Here is a 16,546-nt window from a genome sequence, read left to right as displayed (position 1 = left end):
CCGGGCGGCGTCCTGCAATGGCGCCGCTGATGACCTGACCGGCCCGCGCGCCCGCGCTGGCCGGTCCTTTGTCCCAAGGCGCGGGCGAGGAGTATCGCCGTGTCGCTGAAAATCAACGAGCTCTGCGTCAACTGCGACGTCTGCGAGCCGGCCTGCCCGAACCAGGCCATTGCGATGGGTGAAACCATCTACGTGATCGACCCTGCGCGCTGCACCGAATGCGTGGGTCATTTCGACGAGCCACAGTGCGTGGTCGTCTGCCCGGTCGAGTGCATCGATCCGGACCCGGAGATCGTGGAAACGGAAGACCAGCTGCTGGCCAAGCTGCGCGAGCTGCAGCACGATCACCCCGAACTCTACGCGGAGCCCCCATCCGAATGAAGACGCTGATCGTCCGCCCCCTGTTGCTGCTCGGCCTGCTGCTGAGCCCGATCGCCTGGGCCGACAGCCCGGCCCGTGCCGAGCGCCCCGACGGCGCGGCCATTGCCAGCGGCCACGCGCTGGCCACCCAGGCCGGCATCGACATCCTGGCGCAGGGCGGCAACGCCTTCGACGCCGCGGTGGCGGTATCGTCCACGCTGGCGGTGGTCGAGCCGATCAGTTCCGGGCTGGGTGGCGGTGGCTTCTTCCTGCTGCACGACGCGGCCACCGGCAAGGACGTGATGCTGGACGCGCGCGAGACCGCGCCGGCCGCGGCAACGCCGCAGGCCTTCCTCGACAAGCAGGGCAACCTCGACCGTGACCGCTCGGTCAACGGTGCGTGGTCGGCCGGTATTCCGGGCCTGCCTGCGGCGCTGGTCGAGCTGTCCGCCAGGCACGGCAAGCTGCCGCTGTCTGCATCGCTGCAGCCGGCGATCCGCATCGCGCGCGAAGGCTTCCCGGTCTACGACCGCATGGCCAAGGGCTATGCCTCTCGCCGTGAGGTGATGGAGCGCTATCCCGGCACCCGTGAGGTCTACCTGCGCAACGGCAAGCCGATCACCAGCGGTGACCTGTTCAAGCAGCCGGAGCTGGCACAGACGCTGGAGCGCTTGGCCGCAGGTGGCTTCGATGGCTTCTACAAGGGCCAGACCGGAAAGCTGTTGCTGGCCGGCGTGAAGCAGGCCGGCGGCCAGTGGACCGCTGAAGAGCTGGCCGGCTATCGCGTGAAGCAGCGCGAACCGATCGTGTTCAACTACAACGGCTGGAAGATCACCACCGCGCCGCCGCCGTCGTCCGGTGGCATCGCGCTGGCCAGCATGCTGCAGATCCTGGAAGGCTGGGACATCAACAAGATGGACCCGGCGCACCGCACCCACCTGGTGGTGGAGTCGATGCGCCGTGCCTACCGCGACCGCACCTTCTTCCTCGGCGATCCGGACTTCGTGCAGATCCCGCAGAAAGTGCTGACCAGCAAGGACTACGCACAGGGCCTGCGGGCGACCATCCATCCGGAGAAGGCCACGCCCAGCGACCTGCTGTCGGGCAACCCGACGCCGCTGGAAGATGACGAGACCACGCACTTCTCGATCATCGACCGTGACGGCAACCGGGTCGGCGCGACCCAGACCGTCAACCTGCTGTACGGCTCGGGGCTGATTCCGAAGGGCACCGGCGTGCTGCTGAACAACGAGATGGACGACTTCGCGCTGAAGCCGGGCACGCCCAACGCGTTCGGCGTGATGGGCTACGAGGCCAATGCGCCGAAGGCGGGCAAGCGCATGCTCAGCTCGATGACCCCGACCTTCATGGAGAACGCCGACAAGGTGGTGGTGCTGGGCACCCCGGGTGGCAGCCGCATCATCACCATGGTGCTGCTGGGCATCCTCGGCTACGACGCCGGCCTGGACGCGCAGCAGGTTGCCGCGCTGCCGCGCTACCACCACCAGTGGTTGCCGGACCTGATCGAAGCCGAGGACGATGCATTCGACGCGGCCACGGTGAAGCAGCTGCAGGCGATGGGTCACAAGATCGACCTGCCGGGCAATGTGGCCGCCGGGGGCCGCGGGTCCAGCCACGTGTGGGGCAACCTGCAGACCGTGGAATGGGACCGGAAGGCCAACAAGCTGTTTGGCGGCAGCGACCCGCGCAACCCGGTGGGCAGCGCCCTGGTCGTGCCGGCACGCTGATCCGGTCGTGCCGGCCGCTGGCCGCCAATCTGGCTGTTTACCGAAACCCCGCCCTTGACGGCGGGGTTTTCTGTTTCCTTTCTAGCGATTATTTAACGAGCCGGCGCCGATAATCGACACATGAAACTCTGGTCTATTCGTGGAAACTCGCAGCGCCTCGACGGCGGCGCGATGTTCGGCAACGCGCCGCGCGCGTTGTGGGAAAAATGGGCGGCACCGGACGAGCTCAATCGCATCGAGCTGGCCTGCCGTGCGCTGCTTGCCAGCCCGCTGGAAGGCAAGACCGTGCTGTTTGAAACCGGTATCGGGGCGTTCTTCGATCCGCGCATGCGTGAGCGCTATGGCGTGCAGGAAAGCCAGCACGTACTGATCGATTCGTTGCGCGAAGCAGGTTTCGAGCACGAGGACATTGATGTCGTCGTGCTCAGCCACCTGCATTTCGATCATGCCGGTGGCCTGCTGGCGGCATGGAGCGAAGGGCGTGAGCCGGAACTGCTGTTCCCCAATGCGACCTATGTGGTCGGTGCGCAGCACTGGCAGCGCGCCATGCAGCCGCATCCGCGCGACCGTGCCAGCTTCATTCCGGAGCTGCCTGGCCTGCTGCAGGCCAGCGGTCGCCTGGAAGTAGTGGACGGCGAGTATTCGAAGGTTCTGGGTCGCAGCGTTCGCTTCAGCTACAGCGATGGCCACACGCCGGGGTTGATGCTGGCCGAGATCGTCGGCCACGCGCACGCCGGCGAAGATGCGCACGGCGGGGTGGTGTTCTGTGCCGACCTGATCCCGGGGCGCTCATGGGTACACGTGCCGATCACCATGGGCTACGACCGCAATGCCGAGCTCCTGATCGACGAGAAGCGGCAGTTCCTTGAGGACAAGCTGGCGCGCAACGTGCATCTGTTTTTCACCCACGACCCGCAGGTGGCGCTGGCGCAGCTGGGTCGCGATGACAAGGGGCGTTTCGTGACCCTGCACGAGCAGGGTGAACTGAAGGCGCGCGCGCTGGGGTGAGGGGTGTTGTCGGCAGGGCTTGCAGCCCTGCACCTGCACGACGGCAACGTCAACGTCAAAAGCGGGCTATCCGTGGGGTGGCGGGGCGGTGTCGGATTGCGGGGACGCCGCAAGTACGTCCCTGTAGGCTTGGCCGCCGCATCCATGCGGCGGACACCCCGCAATCCGACACCGCCCCGCCTCTGACAGATGGCTGCGATTTGTCGGGGTCGGATCCCGTTGCTGCGCAACGGGCTCTGCCCCCATTCGATTGAACTGGACGAGCGATGCTACGACGCCTTCAGGCAGCTGCTCATGAAGGTCTTGCGCGCGTCACCGGCCAGCTTCCTGGCACCCGCGTCAGCGTTGCACTTGCGCATGCGTTCCTGTTGCGCGTTGGCCGGCTTGGCTTCGGCAGCGTGGCCACTGAGGCAGGAACTCTGCGCGGTCTTGTAGGCGTCACCCTTCAAGCCCTTGTTCTTGGCCGAGCAGTCGGCCATGCGCTGCTGCTGCGGCGTGGTGGCATTGGCAGCCAGGGGCAGGCCGACCAGCAGGACAGCGGCCAGCAGGAAAGAAGCTTTCATCGAGAGCACTCCAAGCGGTGGCGGGTGCGCGGAGCATTGGCCTGCAGGCAGCAAGGCCACGTGAAGAATCGTGCCTCGGCAGCGACCGCTTGCAGGGGCATTCAGATCGGCGTATTACTTAGCCATATGGGTAAGTATGATCCCGCCATTCAAGACGTGTTCCAGGCACTGGCCGACCCCACCCGATGCGCGATCGTGGCGGCGCTGGGGCAGGGGCCGCGCACGGTGTCGACCTTGGCCGAGCCTTTTGAGATGGCCTTGCCCTCGCTGATGAAGCATCTGGCCGTGCTGGAGCGCAGTGGCGTGGTGCGCAGCCGCAAGCAGGGGCGTGTACGCACCTGCGAACTGGTGCCGGAACGGTTGGGCCAGGCCGAGCAATGGCTGGCCGCGCAGCGCGTCGTGTGGGCAGCGCGCGCCGACCGCATGGTCGAGTTTGTCGAAACCCTTCACCGACAGGAGCAGGCCCATGGCCGTAGACGCAGGTAGCAACCCCGAGACCGATCTGGTCATCAGTCGCGTAGTGAACGCACCGCGCGCCGCCCTGTGGCGGGCGTGGACCGACCCGGAGCTGCTGCGCCAGTGGTGGTGCCCGAAGCCGTGGTCCACCGAAGTGCGTGCCTTCGACCTGCGCCCGGGCGGCGCCTTCCACACCTTCATGCAGGGCCCCGACGGCGGCAGCAGTGACAACCCGGGCAGCTTTCTGGAGATCGTGCCGCAGCAGCGTCTGGTGTTCACCTCGATGCTGGGCCCGGGCTGGCGGCCGCAGTCACCGTGGCTGGGCTTCACCGCCATCATCTCGATGGAGGATGAGGGCCAGGGCTGTCGTTACACCGCGCAGGTGATGCACCCGGACAAGGCCCTGCGCGACCAGCATGAGCAGATGGGCTTCTTCGACGGCTGGAACACCGTCATCGGCCAGCTGGAAGCGTTCGCGGCCGGCCTGTAGGCCGGCATCCGGGGTGGGGTCAGAGCCCTTTCTGCGAAAGGGATCTGACCCCGGTTCACCGAATCAGCCGACGCGGGTACCGAAGATGCGGTCACCGGCATCGCCCAGGCCGGGCAGGATGTAGCCCTTGTCGTTGAGCTGGGCATCGATGGCCGCGGTGTAGATTTCCACGTCCGGATGCACGGCCTTGACTGCTTCGATGCCTTCCGGCGCGGCCACCAGGAAGATGCCCTTGATGCGGCGGGCGCCGGCACGCTTGAGCATGTCGATGGTGGCGATCAGGGTGCCGCCGGTGGCCAGCATCGGGTCCAGGATCAGCGCGTCGCGCTCTTCCAGGCGGCCGGTCAGGCGCTCGAAGTAGGGCACCGGCTGCAGGGTTTCCTCATCGCGCTGCAGGCCGACCACGCTGACGCGTGCCGCCGGGATCAGCGACAGCACGCCGCTGAGCATGCCCAGGCCGGCGCGCAGGATCGGCACCACGGTGATCTTGGCACCGGCGATGCGCTGCACGGTGACCGGGCCGGCCCAGCCGGGCAGGGTGTGCGGCTCGGTGTCCAGGTCGGCGGTGGCCTCGTAGGCCAGCAGCGTGCCGAGCTCGTTGGCCAGTTCGCGGAAATCCTTGGTGCTGAGCGCAGCGTTGCGCATCAGGCCGATCTTGTGCTGCACCAGCGGGTGGCGCACTTCGACGATCTTCATGGTCGGGAAGGGGGATAAGGAGAGAGGACGCCATTTTGCCGGATTGGGCGCCCAACCCCAAACCGGGGCCGGAGACGGCCTGCATGAAATGTGCAGATGCATGTCATTGCCATGCAACCTTGCGGACATACCGTGCAGACCCATTCTTAACAGGAATGGGGATTCCCAGTGCATATCAAGACTCCGTTGGCCGTTGCCATCACCCTGACCCTGGCGATGGGGGCTGCTGCACCACTGCAGGCCGCCGGGCAGCAGGCGGTCGCTGCCACCGGTGCAGTGGCCGCCGATGCGGTCGACCTGGACCGCATTGAAGTGCGCGCCCAGCTTGAATCGCAGATCCGCGCGGTGGACCTCAAGCGCAGCAGCAACGCCATCGAGGATGCGGTGTCGTCCGACGCGCTGGGCCAGTACCCGGACAAGAACGTGGCCGAGTCGCTGCAACGCCTGCCGGGCATCAGCGTGACGCGCGACCAGGGCGAGGGCCGCTACGTGGTCGTGCGCGGACTGGATGCCAACCTCAACAGCGTCAGCGTCGACGGCATCGCCATCGGCACACCGGACAACTCCAGCCGCGCCGCACCGATGGACGTGATCCCGTCCGATTCGACCGAGCGCCTGCGCGTGGTCAAATCGCCGACCCCGGACATGCCGGGCGACGCCATTGGCGGCGCGATCCTGGTCGAGACCGCCTCGGCGTTCGACCGCGAGGGCCGCAGCCTGCGTGGCAAGATCGAAGGCAGCCACCAGCAGCTTTCGGGCGAGACCAGCCCGAAGGCCGCCTTCAACTACAGCGAAGTGTTCAACGACACCTTCGGCATCGCCGCCGGCGTGAACTACCAGAAGCGGACGTTCGAATCGGACAACAGCGAAGTGGAGTACGGTGATGTCAGCGGGAACAAGGATCCGACCACCACCCGCCCGGGCGAAATCACCGCGCTGAACCTGCAGAACCGCAAGTACGAGATCGAGCGCAAGCGCATCGGCGCCAACCTCAATTTCGACTGGCGCCCGAACGAGGACAGCCGTTACTACCTGCGCACGCTGTACAGCCAGTTCGACGATGCCGAAACCCGCCAGCGCGTGATCTTCAACTTCAACAGCGCCGACATGATCGCCACCGGCACCGACCAGTATCGACTTGCCGGCATGCCGAAGGATTCGATCGACAAGCGCATGCGCTACCGGACCAAGGAAGAGAACACCTTCGCCGCCAGCCTGGGTGGCGAGAACAAGCTGACCGACGCGGTACTGGACTACAAGATCGGCTATACCCGTACCGAAGAACGCGTGGACGACGAGATCGAGTCGCGATTCAAGCTCAACGGCAAGGCCTTCAATGGCACGTTGGACCAGCGCAGCCGCCTGCCCACCTACACCTTCGACAACGACCAGTGGCTGGACAACGCCAACTACAAGTTCGACCGTGTGGTGGCCAAGCCGAAGAAGGTGGACGACGAGGAGCGCAGCGCGCAGGTCAATATCCGCTTCGACGGCGACAACAGCAGCTACAAGTTCGGCCTGCTCGGGCGCTGGCGCGACCGTGACGTGAATGTCGATGAGGCGTCGCTGCGCGTGGGTCCGGCGATCAAGCTCAGTGACTGGACGACCGGCTCGCCGGAACATCGCCACGGCCCGATGGGGCAGGGCATGGACTCGTCGGCGATGCGCAGCTACTGGTCGCAGCGCGGTGGCGAATACAGCGCGCGTCCGCAGGACGTCGGTGGCAACGCCGCGACGTCTCTGGAAGGCGACTACACTGCGCGCGAAGACGTGTTCGCCAGCTATGCGATGGGCACCTGGGACATCGGTGCGCTGCGCGTGATTGGCGGCGTGCGTGTGGAGAACACCCGCTTCAGCGCCACCGGCAATCGCGTGGACGTGGCCAAGGACGGGCGCTCCTACACCGCGACCCGGGTTACCGCCAGCAAGAGCTACAACAACGTACTGCCGGGCCTGCACCTGCGTTACGACGCCAGCGACGACTGGGTGTTCCGCTTCGCTGCCAACAAGACGGTGGCGCGCCCGGGCTTCGGCGATGCCTCGCCGCGCATCGGCCTGGCTCGCAACGACAATGAAGTGCGCCTGGGCAACCCGGAGCTGGATCCGTACGAGTCGACCAACATCGACCTGTCGGTGGAGAAGTACATCGGCGACAGCGGCATCCTCTCGCTGGGCGTGTTCCACAAGTCGATCGACGGCTACATCGTGCAGGTCCGCCAGGCCGGCGCCGACGGCATCTACGACGGCCTGCCGGTGGTGACCTCGGTCAATGGCGACAAGGCCAAGGTGCGTGGCGCCGAGTTCAACTGGCAGCAGCAGCTGTCGTTCCTCCCGGCTGGCTGGGATGGCCTGCTGGTGGGTGCCAGCGGCACCTGGCTGGACACTGATTTCGACCCGGGTCTGGCCAAGCGCGCCGGTGAGGACTTCACCCTGCCGCGCGCCTCGAAGAACGTGTACAGCGCGCACATCGGTTACGAGAAGTACGGCCTGAGCACCCGCGTGGCAGCCGTGCACCGCAGCGAGTACCTGGATACCCTTGGTGCCGGCCGTGCCTTCGACATCTACGTAGCGCCGAACACCCAGCTCGACTTCTCGCTTGACTACAGGTTCACTCCGCGCGTGAGCATGTATTTCGAGGCACAGAACCTGCTGGACAAGCCGCTGGAACTGTACCAGGGCACGCGCTCGCGCACCCTGCAGATGGAAGAATATGGCCGCACCTACGCCCTTGGCCTGAAGGTGGCACTGTGAGCGGGCCTCGCATCACCCTGCTGGCCACCCTGCTGGCCGTGACGCTGGTGGCCGGCTGCACGCCGGCCAACGGCAATGATCCGGCCGTGGCCAAGCCCGGAGCGAAGACCACGAACGAGCGTGCGGTGACCACCATCGCCGAGGCATTCCTTTCACCGATGACGCCGGCTGACAACATCGATTCGCCTGCCGCCTGGCGTGCACCTGACGGAAAGCTGTGGCTGATCGCCACTGCCAAGGCCACCGACAAGCTGGTGGTCTACGACGGCAGCAGCGGCCAGCACCTGCGCGACGTAGGAAGCAGCGGCACCGCGCCAGGGCAGTTCGATCGCCCAAACGGCATCGCGGTGACCGACGATCTGCTGTGGATCGTGGAGCGCGACAATCACCGCGTGCAGGTACTGAGCCTGCCGGACTTCACTCCACTGGCGACCTTCGCTGCGGACGACCTGCGCAAGCCGTACGGACTGTGGGTCGACCGCCGTGCCGATGGCTACAGCGTCTACGTGACCGACTCCTGGGACAACGGCGAGGATGCACAGGGCCGTGACATCCTGCCGCCGCTGACCGAGCTGGACAAGCGCGTGCGCCAGTACCAGGTGACCCGCGATGGCGCGAAGGTCGAAGCGAAGCTTGTGGCCAGCATCGGTGATACCACTGAGGCGGGTGCCCTGCGCGTGGTCGAGTCGATCTGGGGCGACCCCGAGAACGATCGCCTGCTGATCGCCGAAGAGGACGAGGGCTACGCCAGCGAGTTCAAGGTCTACACGCTGGCCGGGCGTTTCACCGGCACCACCTTCGGCCGCGACGTGTTCAAGGCGCAGGCCGAAGGCGTAACCCTGCGCACCTGCGGCAAGGATGGTTGGTGGATCACCACCGAACAGGGCAAGCAGCGCAGCGTGTTCCACCTGTTCGACCGCCACACCCTGAAGCCGGTCGGCGCGTTCCAGGGCAATACCGTGGCCAACACCGATGGCATCTGGATGATGCCGCAGCCCAGCGCGCGCTTCCCGCACGGCGCGTTGTATGCGGTGCATGACGACCAGGGCGTGGTGGCGTTCGACTGGGAGAGCATTGCCAAGCAGTTGGCATTGCCGCTGGAGTGTGGTTCGTGAGCGGTCGTTGCCTGATGCGTACGTTGGCGCTGGGCCTGCTGCTGGCGGTGCCGTCGTTGTGCTTCGCGGCGGCTGAAGCGAACACCCAGGTGCCGGCGGGCAGCCGCCACTACGCAGCGACGACGGTGCCGGACCGCATTGTCGCTTCGCCGGCAGTCGATCCCGGCCATGGGTTCGCCGTGGCCTGGCGCACCGACGGCAGCGTGCAGGCGCCGCTGCTGGAGATTGCCCTTGCCGGTGATTCACCGGCCATCGAGGGCATCCGCCAGGTGCGCGCCACGACCCGCGCGCTGCAGACCGAGAACGGGCTGTCGCACCACCACCGCGCTGATGTCAGCGGCCTGCGGCCCGATACCCTGTACGTCTACCGCGTGCAGGGCAACGGCAGCTGGAGCGCCTGGAACCAGCTGCGCACGCTGGCTGCGCCCGACCAGCCGCTGACCCTGCTGTACTTTGGAGATACCCAGAACAAGAACGTGAGCCATGTCAGCCGCGTGGTGCGCGCCGCGCAGAAGGCCGCACCCGAGGCGCGCCTGAGCCTGTTCGCTGGCGATCTGGTCAGTGGGGGCGATGGTGCCGATGACAGCGAGTGGGGCGAATGGTTTGCCGCCACCGGTTGGCTGGCGCAGGAAACCCTGGTCGCGCCGGCGATCGGCAACCACGAGTATGTCGAAGAGTTCGAGGACACTCCGCAGGAACGCCGCGTGCTGGGCAGGCACTGGCCGGTGACGTTCGCGCTGCCGGGCAATGGGGCATCCGCCGCACAGCAGACCAGCTACTGGTTCGATGCGCAGGGCGTGCGCGTCGCCGTGGTCGATGGCACGTCTGCACTCGACCTTGGCACGGCCAAGGCACAGGCGCAGTGGCTGGACAAGGTACTGACCGGCAATCCGCAGCCGTGGACGCTCGTGCTGCTGCACCAGCCGTTCTATTCGCCGCGCGAAGGGCGCGAGAACGCCGCATTGCGTGACGTGCTGCTGCCGGTGGTACGTCGCCACAACGTCGATCTGGTGCTGCAGGGCCACGATCACACCTATGGCCGCCGTGGTGAAGGACAGGTCGCGACGCCGCAGTATGTGGTGACCGTGGCGGGGCCGAAGCAGTACCGTCTCTCCGACGAGGCACGTAGGACGATGGATCCGGTGGCCGAGGACACCCAGCTGTTCCAGGTGTTGCACATCGATCCGCAGCACCTGCGCTATGAAGCCCGCACGGTGACCGGGCGACTCTACGATGCCTTCGAGCTGCGTCGCGACGCCAAGGGCGGCAAGCAGCGCACGGAGCTGACCGAAGGCCGCATCACGCCGCGTGACTGCCCGCGCGCGCAGACTGCCAAGGGTCGCGCCGATCGCTGCTGGGAATGAGGAGGAGATCCAGATGAAAACCGTGCACCGTCTTGTCCCCATGGCTGCCATCGGCGGGGCCCTGCTCCTGCTCGCGACCGCGGTGGCCGCCGCCGACGGCGTGCTGCACCCGTTCCTGGTGGCGCAGCCGAAGCAGGCGCCGCAGGAAGTGAACCTGGCGGTGGAGATTCCGGCCGGCAGCGTCACCAAGTACGAGATCAAGGAGGACGGCCTGGTGCATGTGGATCGCTTCCAGTCGATGCCGGTCGCCTATCCGGCCAACTACGGTTCGATGCCGCGCACGTTGGCTGGCGACAACGATCCGCTGGACGCGCTGGTGCTGACCCGTGAGCCCCTGCATCCGGGCGTGATCGTGCGCTTCCGGCCGATCGGCTACCTGAAGATGGTCGACGGCGGCGAGCACGACGAGAAGATCATCGGCGTGCCGACCGACAAGGTTGACCCGACCTACGCCAACATCCGCGACCTGGCCGATCTGCCGGAGATCGAACGACAGCGCATCGAAGCGTTCTTCCGGGTCTACAAGGACCTGCCGGCCGGGCGCAACCCGGTGCAGCTCAACGGTTGGGGCAACGCTGCCGAGGCGCGGACGCTGATCAGCGAAGCGATGAAGCGCTTCGAAAAATAGATCCACGCCATGGCTGGATTCAGTCCAGCAACGTCTCGATGAACGACTCGGCCTGCAGGCGGTCGCCCAGTACCCGGGCCACCGCCTGTACGGCTGCGTCCTGGTGTTCAGGACGGATGCCGCCATCGTCATCGTCGTTGTAGAGGTCATCGCCGGCATCGAGGTACACCGTGCCTGCAGCAGCCAGAGCCGCCATCAAGGTCGGCACATCGGCAGTGATCTCGCCGGCATCCAGCAGGCCGGCACCGTGGTGGCTGAACAGCACACGGCCGTCGTCCAGGTCGAGGATGAACGGATCAGCGCCGCGATCGGCAATCACCAGCCAGTTCGATGGCCAGTCGTTGATCCATTCGCCGCTGACGCCATGCCATCGATAGCCGGCCTGCTGGCTCCACAGGCGCTGCAGTGGCGGTATCCAGACATCAAGGCCGGGAACGGTGATGCCGGCGCGGCCAACCCTGGCATTGATCTCTTCGCCCAGCGGCCCGACCTGCGCGTAGAACGACGCCAGTGCCGTGGGCAGCTGGAACGGGCCCTGCCAGTCACGCTCGTGCTGCGCATGCAGCAGCCCGAAGCGGGCGAATGAGGCGTGCAGATCATCCATGTCAGAGTCCAACGGGTAGCGGCCGTGCAGCCTAGCAGACGGCGTCTGCGCGCATCCCCTTCACCACCGCTGGCTATCATGTGCGCCTTCCACAACGAAGGCAGTACCTGTGTCGGTAGCGTTGGTATGGTTCCGCCGTGATCTGCGGCTGCAGGACAATCCGGCCCTGCAGGCCGCGCTGGATGCCGGTCACGACGTGGTGCCGGTCTACATCCATGCGCCGCACGAAGAAGGTGAGTGGGCGCCGGGTGCTGCCTCCGACGCGTGGCGCCACCGTTCACTGGCCGCGCTGGATGCGGACCTGCGCACGCGCGGTTCCTCGCTGGTGCTGCGCAGTGGTGACAGCCTGCCGGCCCTGCAGTTGCTGATCGCGCAGACTGGCGCCGAGGCGGTGTACTGGAACCGCAAGTACGAACCGGCCACCCAGCCACGCGACGCCACCATCAAGCGCATGCTGCGCGAGCAGGGCATCGACGCGCAGAGCTGCAATGGCAGCCTGTTGTTCGAGCCTTGGGACATCGCCACCCAGCAGGGCCAGCCGTACAAGGTATTTACGCCGTACTGGCGCAATGTACTCAGTCATTGGCGCCTGCCGGCACTGCAGGCCGCACCGGAAGCACTGGCGCCGCACGCGGCCGACAGCCTGGCATTGGATGATCTCCAGCTGGCGCCGACGCTGGACTGGGATACCGGCTTCTGGGAGCACTGGCAGCCGGGTGAAGCCGGTGCGCTGGAAGCTCTGTCCGTCTTTGAAGACGGTGCCCTGCGCGGGTATCGCGAGCAGCGTGACCTGCCGGACCGTGTCGGGACCTCGCGGCTGTCGCCGCACCTGCATTTCGGCGAAATCGCACCCTGGCGGATTGCCCATGCGCTGGAAGGGCTGCGTAGCGCCGGCACCGACGCCGACATCGACGGCTACCTGCGCCAGCTGGGCTGGCGTGACTTCGCCTGCCACCTGCTGCATCACTTCCCGAAGACGCCCACCGACAACCTCAACCCGCGTTTCGATCGCTTCCCATGGGCAACGCCCAGTGACGCGCAACTGCACGACTGGCAACGCGGCAACACCGGCGTGCCGATCGTCGATGCCGGCCTTCGCGAGCTGTGGCACACAGGCTACATGCACAACCGGGTGCGGATGATCGTGGCCAGTTACCTGTGCAAGCACCTGCGCGCGCACTGGCTGCATGGCGCACGCTGGTTCTGGGACACCCTGGTTGATGCCGACCTGGCCAACAACACCATGGGTTGGCAGTGGGTGGCCGGGACCGGTGCCGACGCGGCACCGTACTTCCGTGTGTTCAACCCCGTGACCCAGGCCGAGAAGTTCGATCCGCAGGCACGGTACATCAGCCGCTGGGTGCCCGAACTCGCCGCGCTGCCGGTGAAGGCCCGGTTTGCGCCCTGGCAGCATCCGCTGCTGCTGGCGGCACATGCCCCGGGGTATCCGCCTACGCCGCTGGTGGACCTGGCCGCGGGCCGCGACGCCGCATTGGCGGCTTACCGGCAGTCGGGGGCGGGGTAAAGGGCGACCTGAGCGATCTGGTCAGTTAGCTGAACGCGGCCCTGTCGGTGTGCCCGATCATCATTCCGGCATCGCATCGGGCTGTTTATTCTCTTTGCGCCCGCAGGCCGCCGGCCGACCGGAAACCAAGGAGAACCTCATGATCCGCAACACCACCCGCAACGTCGCACTGGCCCTGATGAGCGCGGCCGTCCTGTCGGCCTGCGCCACCGGCGGCTCCTACGTACAGAGTGACCAGTACGGCAACCCCACCGAGCAGCAGAACCGCACCGGGCGCAACGCCCTGATCGGTACCGCCATCGGCGTGGCAGCCGGCCTGCTGACCGGCGACAGCGCCACCGAGCGCCGCCAGCATGCCCTGATCGGCGCCGGTATCGGTGCGCTCAGCGGCGCCGCCGTCGGCCAGTACCAGGATCGCCAGGAACGCGCACTGCGCGAGCGCACTGCCAACACCGGCATCGATGTGCAGCGCCAGGGCGACAACATCATGCTGAACCTGCCGGACGGCATCACTTTCGACTTCGGCAAGTCGACCCTGAAGCCGCAGTTCTACGGCGCGCTCAATGGCGTGGCAGGCACCCTGCGTGACTACAACCAGACCATGATCGAAGTGGTCGGCCACACCGACAGCATCGGCAGCGATGCGGTCAACAACCGCCTGTCGAAGGAACGTGCCGACTCGGTCGCGCAGTACCTGATCGGCCAGGGCGTGCAGAGCGTGCGCATCGAAACGCTGGGCGCCGGCAAGTCGTACCCGATTGCCGACAACAGCACCGACGCCGGCCGCGCCAAGAACCGCCGTGTCGAGATCCGGGTGATTCCGCTCAAGCAATAACGCGTAGCGTTACTGCTTGAGCCGGTTCGGCCATCGGCCGGAACGAAAATGCCGCCCTTGCAGGCGGCATTTTTGTGGGTGTCGAGCGTTGCTCGGCACGCCGATAGCGCATCCCTCTGTAAGCCATGCCGGCCAAGGTCGGCATCTACCAGGAGATGGGTAGGCGCTCTTGTTGCAGGCTACGCCGCCGAAGCGGCCACCTTCTCCAGGATCCGCTTGCCGCTGCTTTCCAGAGCGGCGTCTTCCTTTTCCTTCTGCTGCTGCGCCAGCTTCGCACCCGGGCACTGCGCCAGCATGTAATTGGCGTCGAAGTTGAGCTTTTCGACCAGGAAGTCGACGAACGCACGCACCTTTGGCGAGACCAGGCGGCCGCCGGCGAACACGGCGTTGAAGTCCACTTCCGGGCCGGTCCAGCCGGCCAGCACGCGGCGCACCATGCCCGATTCAACGAACGGCTTGGCCATCACGTCGCCGGTCAGCAGCAGGCCTTCGCCACAGACCAATGCACCATTCAACGCAGACATGTCGTTGGCGGTCATCAGCGGGGTGACCGGGAAGTCACGCAGCTCGCCGCCGTTCTCGCCCAGCTGCCAGGTGAAGCGCGGCGAATTGCCGGTGTGGTACGGCTTGCGCATCGCCAGGATGCGATGGAACTGCAGCTCCTCCGGATGCAGCGGCTCGCCATAGCGCTCGATGTAGGCCGGGCTGGCGAACACCTGCGTGCGCAGGCTGCCGAGCTTGCGTGCGACCAGGTTGGAATCGGGCAGGGCTCCCACGCGCAGCGCAAGGTCCGCTTCACCTGCAATCAGGTCCACCTTCTCGTTGCCCATGTGCATGTCCAGGCGGATTTCCGGGTACTGCGCATGGAACTGGCCCAGCAGCGGGGCGATCCAGGTGATGCCGATCGAATAGGGCACGGTGAAGCGCAGCCAGCCGCGCGGGCCGGACTGCAGCTGGCTCACCGCGCTCTCGGCCTCTTCCAGTTCGCGCGCGATGCGCTGGCAATGTTCGTGGTAGATCGAACCGGCTTCGGTCAGGCCGAGGCGGCGCGTGGTCCGGTGCAGCAGGCGCGCGCCCAGGCGCGTTTCCAGCTCCTGCACTTTGCGGCTGACCGTGGTCTTGGGCAGGCCGAGCGATTTGGCAGCGGCAATGAAGCTGCCTTGCTCGACCACTTTGACGAAGATCAGCGTCTCGTTGAGATCGTGGGACATGGTCGGGGATCCTGGACGTCGGGGATGGGACAATCGTGACAGAACGATTGGACCGGGAGCGGGATGATTATTCCCCTTAATCAGGACTAATCAAGTAAAGGTTTGAGGTCTATCGTGGCGCCATTCGTTAATTGGAGCCCGTCCGCCATGAGCCTGCGCAACATTCTTGCCCGACTCCGGAACGCCGGCCAGAACACCCTGGACCTGGCGATGACCGTCGAAGCCCGTCCGAGTTCCTTGGTACACAAGGACTTTCGTGAGTTTACCGCGCCCATGCGTCAGCAGCGTGGCGGTGCCATCCGCCTGGCCCCTCACAAGGGTGACCGCCTGCGCCGAATCGGGACTATCCCGGATTTGGGAGGAAATGTCCCGTGAATGGGATGCTGACGCCTGAAGTCCTGGTCCTGGGCGGCACCGGTGCCGTCGGCCAGGGTGTGGTTGGCGCGCTGCTGGAGGCCGGCAGCCCGGTACTGGTTGTCGGCCGCGATCCGGGCCGGCTGGCGGCGCTGCGCGAGCAGTTCGCTGACGAGCCGGGCCTGGAGACGCTGCTGGGGTCGCTCAGCGACGACGGGTCGGCGCGTGCGCTGGCCGAACGCATCGCGCAGCGCCCGCGCCGGTTGGCGGCGGTGATCGCCGCAATGGGTGGACCGTACCGCCGCGGTCGCGTGGTCGACCGCAACGGTGACGAACTGATGGGCGCGATGCAGGCCGATCTGATGCCGCACGTGCACGCGGTGCGTCACCTGCTGCCGCTGCTGCAGGACAACGTGCATGCGCGCCGCTACGTGATGATCGGCAGCCCGGCCAACGCCAAGCCGTGGGCGGGCTACGGTGAGACCTCGATCACCACCGCCGCGCTGCGCATGTACGCGCAGGTCGTACACCAGGAAGCGCAGGCGCTGGGCGTGCGCGCGCAGATGCTGGAAGTCTGCAGCCCCGTCTGTACCCCGGCCAATGCGGCCAATGCCTGCATCGAGTGGCCCAGCTCGCTGTTGGTTGGTCGCCGCGTTGTGTCGCTGCTGGATGGTTGCCGCGACAACCGTGCCATCGTCCGCTGTGACAGCAGCGATGCCGAACTGCCGCGCGGCCTGCTGCACCTGGAAGTTCCCCCTTTGTGGCGCGATACCGCAGGCGTTGCTTGACCTCGACCATGGTTGAGGTCGCAGGATACGCCGCCGATTTTTGCAACACG

17 protein-coding genes are annotated in these 16,546 nt (G+C 66.4%); 13 read left to right on the top strand and 4 right to left on the bottom strand.

Annotated elements, in window-relative coordinates; genetic code table 11:
- Window positions 1–99 precede the first annotated feature (99 nt).
- The 3 genes from AC5P60_RS00380 to AC5P60_RS00370 all read left to right on the top strand — a co-directional run bounded on the left by AC5P60_RS00380 (window position 100) and on the right by AC5P60_RS00370 (window position 3,116).
- A complete protein-coding gene (locus tag AC5P60_RS00380; protein WP_483692815.1) occupies window positions 100–381 on the top strand; it encodes a YfhL family 4Fe-4S dicluster ferredoxin in 282 nt (93 codons plus the stop codon).
- The gene (gene ggt / locus AC5P60_RS00375) at window positions 378–2,108 is read left to right on the top strand and encodes a gamma-glutamyltransferase (RefSeq protein WP_049395944.1); all 1,731 of its coding nucleotides are present in this window, start codon (window positions 378–380) and stop codon (window positions 2,106–2,108) included. Before AC5P60_RS00380 ends, ggt begins: the two co-directional genes overlap by 4 nt.
- A gap of 120 nt (window positions 2,109–2,228) precedes the next feature.
- Window positions 2,229–3,116, top strand: coding sequence for an MBL fold metallo-hydrolase (locus AC5P60_RS00370; protein ID WP_005412984.1), 888 nt, complete (start codon window positions 2,229–2,231; stop codon window positions 3,114–3,116).
- Between the two features lie 269 nt (window positions 3,117–3,385).
- Here the strand turns inward: AC5P60_RS00370 and AC5P60_RS00365 are convergent, their stop codons facing one another.
- Window positions 3,386–3,679 (bottom strand): PsiF family protein, encoded by a 294-nt coding sequence (locus AC5P60_RS00365; RefSeq protein WP_033833083.1) that lies wholly within the window; start codon window positions 3,677–3,679, stop codon window positions 3,386–3,388.
- A gap of 60 nt (window positions 3,680–3,739) precedes the next feature.
- On the opposite strand from AC5P60_RS00365, the gene AC5P60_RS00360 reads away from it, so the two are divergent.
- The gene (locus tag AC5P60_RS00360) at window positions 3,740–4,165 is read left to right on the top strand and encodes an ArsR/SmtB family transcription factor (protein WP_229295627.1); all 426 of its coding nucleotides are present in this window, start codon (window positions 3,740–3,742) and stop codon (window positions 4,163–4,165) included.
- Window positions 4,146–4,625, top strand: a complete 480-nt coding sequence (locus tag AC5P60_RS00355; protein WP_483692814.1) for an SRPBCC family protein — start codon at window positions 4,146–4,148, stop codon at window positions 4,623–4,625. Before AC5P60_RS00360 ends, AC5P60_RS00355 begins: the two co-directional genes overlap by 20 nt.
- Before the next feature lie 63 nt (window positions 4,626–4,688).
- Here AC5P60_RS00355 and upp read toward each other — a convergent pair whose 3' ends face one another.
- Complete coding sequence (upp, locus tag AC5P60_RS00350) at window positions 4,689–5,321, bottom strand: uracil phosphoribosyltransferase (RefSeq protein WP_005409099.1); 633 nt, start codon at window positions 5,319–5,321, stop codon at window positions 4,689–4,691.
- A gap of 216 nt (window positions 5,322–5,537) precedes the next feature.
- Between upp and AC5P60_RS00345 the strand changes: the two genes are divergently transcribed.
- Genes AC5P60_RS00345 through AC5P60_RS00330 form a run of 4 tightly spaced genes read left to right on the top strand, consistent with a single transcriptional unit; the run spans window position 5,538 to window position 11,179 of the window.
- Window positions 5,538–8,072: a TonB-dependent receptor gene (locus AC5P60_RS00345; protein ID WP_269328405.1), complete on the top strand. Its 2,535-nt coding sequence runs from the start codon at window positions 5,538–5,540 to the stop codon at window positions 8,070–8,072.
- Window positions 8,069–9,187: a phytase gene (locus AC5P60_RS00340; RefSeq protein WP_187757291.1), complete on the top strand. Its 1,119-nt coding sequence runs from the start codon at window positions 8,069–8,071 to the stop codon at window positions 9,185–9,187. The genes AC5P60_RS00345 and AC5P60_RS00340 overlap by 4 nt, the downstream gene beginning before the upstream one ends.
- Window positions 9,188–9,201: 14 nt before the next feature.
- Window positions 9,202–10,551 carry a purple acid phosphatase family protein gene (locus tag AC5P60_RS00335; protein WP_242898993.1) on the top strand — a complete coding sequence of 450 codons (1,350 nt, stop codon included), beginning with the start codon at window positions 9,202–9,204 and terminating at the stop codon, window positions 10,549–10,551.
- Between the two features lie 13 nt (window positions 10,552–10,564).
- The gene (locus AC5P60_RS00330; RefSeq protein WP_024956423.1) at window positions 10,565–11,179 is read left to right on the top strand and encodes an inorganic diphosphatase; all 615 of its coding nucleotides are present in this window, start codon (window positions 10,565–10,567) and stop codon (window positions 11,177–11,179) included.
- A gap of 19 nt (window positions 11,180–11,198) precedes the next feature.
- Here AC5P60_RS00330 and AC5P60_RS00325 read toward each other — a convergent pair whose 3' ends face one another.
- Window positions 11,199–11,783 carry a hypothetical protein gene (locus AC5P60_RS00325; RefSeq protein ID WP_483692813.1) on the bottom strand — a complete coding sequence of 195 codons (585 nt, stop codon included), beginning with the start codon at window positions 11,781–11,783 and terminating at the stop codon, window positions 11,199–11,201.
- Window positions 11,784–11,892: 109 nt separating this feature from the next.
- Here AC5P60_RS00325 and AC5P60_RS00320 point away from each other — a divergent pair, with 109 nt between their 5' ends.
- Together AC5P60_RS00320 and AC5P60_RS00315 are read left to right on the top strand one after the other, a co-directional pair.
- Window positions 11,893–13,308, top strand: coding sequence for a cryptochrome/photolyase family protein (locus tag AC5P60_RS00320; protein ID WP_049453715.1), 1,416 nt, complete (start codon window positions 11,893–11,895; stop codon window positions 13,306–13,308).
- Window positions 13,309–13,447: 139 nt separating this feature from the next.
- Window positions 13,448–14,143, top strand: coding sequence for a YiaD family glycine zipper/OmpA-like lipoprotein (locus AC5P60_RS00315; protein WP_005409106.1), 696 nt, complete (start codon window positions 13,448–13,450; stop codon window positions 14,141–14,143).
- A gap of 179 nt (window positions 14,144–14,322) precedes the next feature.
- Here AC5P60_RS00315 and AC5P60_RS00310 read toward each other — a convergent pair whose 3' ends face one another.
- Window positions 14,323–15,354, bottom strand: a complete 1,032-nt coding sequence (locus AC5P60_RS00310; RefSeq protein WP_483692812.1) for a LysR family transcriptional regulator — start codon at window positions 15,352–15,354, stop codon at window positions 14,323–14,325.
- A gap of 147 nt (window positions 15,355–15,501) precedes the next feature.
- Here AC5P60_RS00310 and AC5P60_RS00305 point away from each other — a divergent pair, with 147 nt between their 5' ends.
- Together AC5P60_RS00305 and AC5P60_RS00300 are read left to right on the top strand one after the other, a co-directional pair.
- A complete protein-coding gene (locus tag AC5P60_RS00305; RefSeq protein WP_005409108.1) occupies window positions 15,502–15,729 on the top strand; it encodes a hypothetical protein in 228 nt (75 codons plus the stop codon).
- Complete coding sequence (locus tag AC5P60_RS00300) at window positions 15,726–16,496, top strand: SDR family NAD(P)-dependent oxidoreductase (protein ID WP_033833089.1); 771 nt, start codon at window positions 15,726–15,728, stop codon at window positions 16,494–16,496. Before AC5P60_RS00305 ends, AC5P60_RS00300 begins: the two co-directional genes overlap by 4 nt.
- Window positions 16,497–16,546 lie beyond the last annotated feature (50 nt).

It is taken from the genome of Stenotrophomonas sp. YJH_SMC_120 (assembly GCF_059368675.1).
Note: the sequence above shows the minus strand (reverse complement) of the source record. Positions and strands in the feature narration are given on the sequence as shown.

Bases quoted from the DNA above. Each gene is read 5' to 3' on its own strand.
- AC5P60_RS00370 (WP_005412984.1), top strand. From the start codon at position 2,229: ATGAAACTCTGGTCTATTCGTGGAAACTCGCAGCGCCTCGACGGCGGC.
- upp (WP_005409099.1), bottom strand. From the start codon at position 5,321: ATGAAGATCGTCGAAGTGCGCCACCCGCTGGTGCAGCACAAGATCGGC.
- AC5P60_RS00305 (WP_005409108.1), top strand. From the start codon at position 15,502: ATGAGCCTGCGCAACATTCTTGCCCGACTCCGGAACGCCGGCCAGAAC.
- AC5P60_RS00345 (WP_269328405.1), top strand. From the start codon at position 5,538: ATGGGGGCTGCTGCACCACTGCAGGCCGCCGGGCAGCAGGCGGTCGCT.
- AC5P60_RS00365 (WP_033833083.1), bottom strand. From the start codon at position 3,679: ATGAAAGCTTCTTTCCTGCTGGCCGCTGTCCTGCTGGTCGGCCTGCCC.
- AC5P60_RS00325 (WP_483692813.1), bottom strand. From the start codon at position 11,783: ATGGATGATCTGCACGCCTCATTCGCCCGCTTCGGGCTGCTGCATGCG.
- AC5P60_RS00335 (WP_242898993.1), top strand. From the start codon at position 9,202: ATGCGTACGTTGGCGCTGGGCCTGCTGCTGGCGGTGCCGTCGTTGTGC.
- ggt (WP_049395944.1), top strand. From the start codon at position 378: ATGAAGACGCTGATCGTCCGCCCCCTGTTGCTGCTCGGCCTGCTGCTG.
- AC5P60_RS00310 (WP_483692812.1), bottom strand. From the start codon at position 15,354: ATGTCCCACGATCTCAACGAGACGCTGATCTTCGTCAAAGTGGTCGAG.
- AC5P60_RS00315 (WP_005409106.1), top strand. From the start codon at position 13,448: ATGATCCGCAACACCACCCGCAACGTCGCACTGGCCCTGATGAGCGCG.
- AC5P60_RS00330 (WP_024956423.1), top strand. From the start codon at position 10,565: ATGAAAACCGTGCACCGTCTTGTCCCCATGGCTGCCATCGGCGGGGCC.
- AC5P60_RS00355 (WP_483692814.1), top strand. From the start codon at position 4,146: ATGGCCGTAGACGCAGGTAGCAACCCCGAGACCGATCTGGTCATCAGT.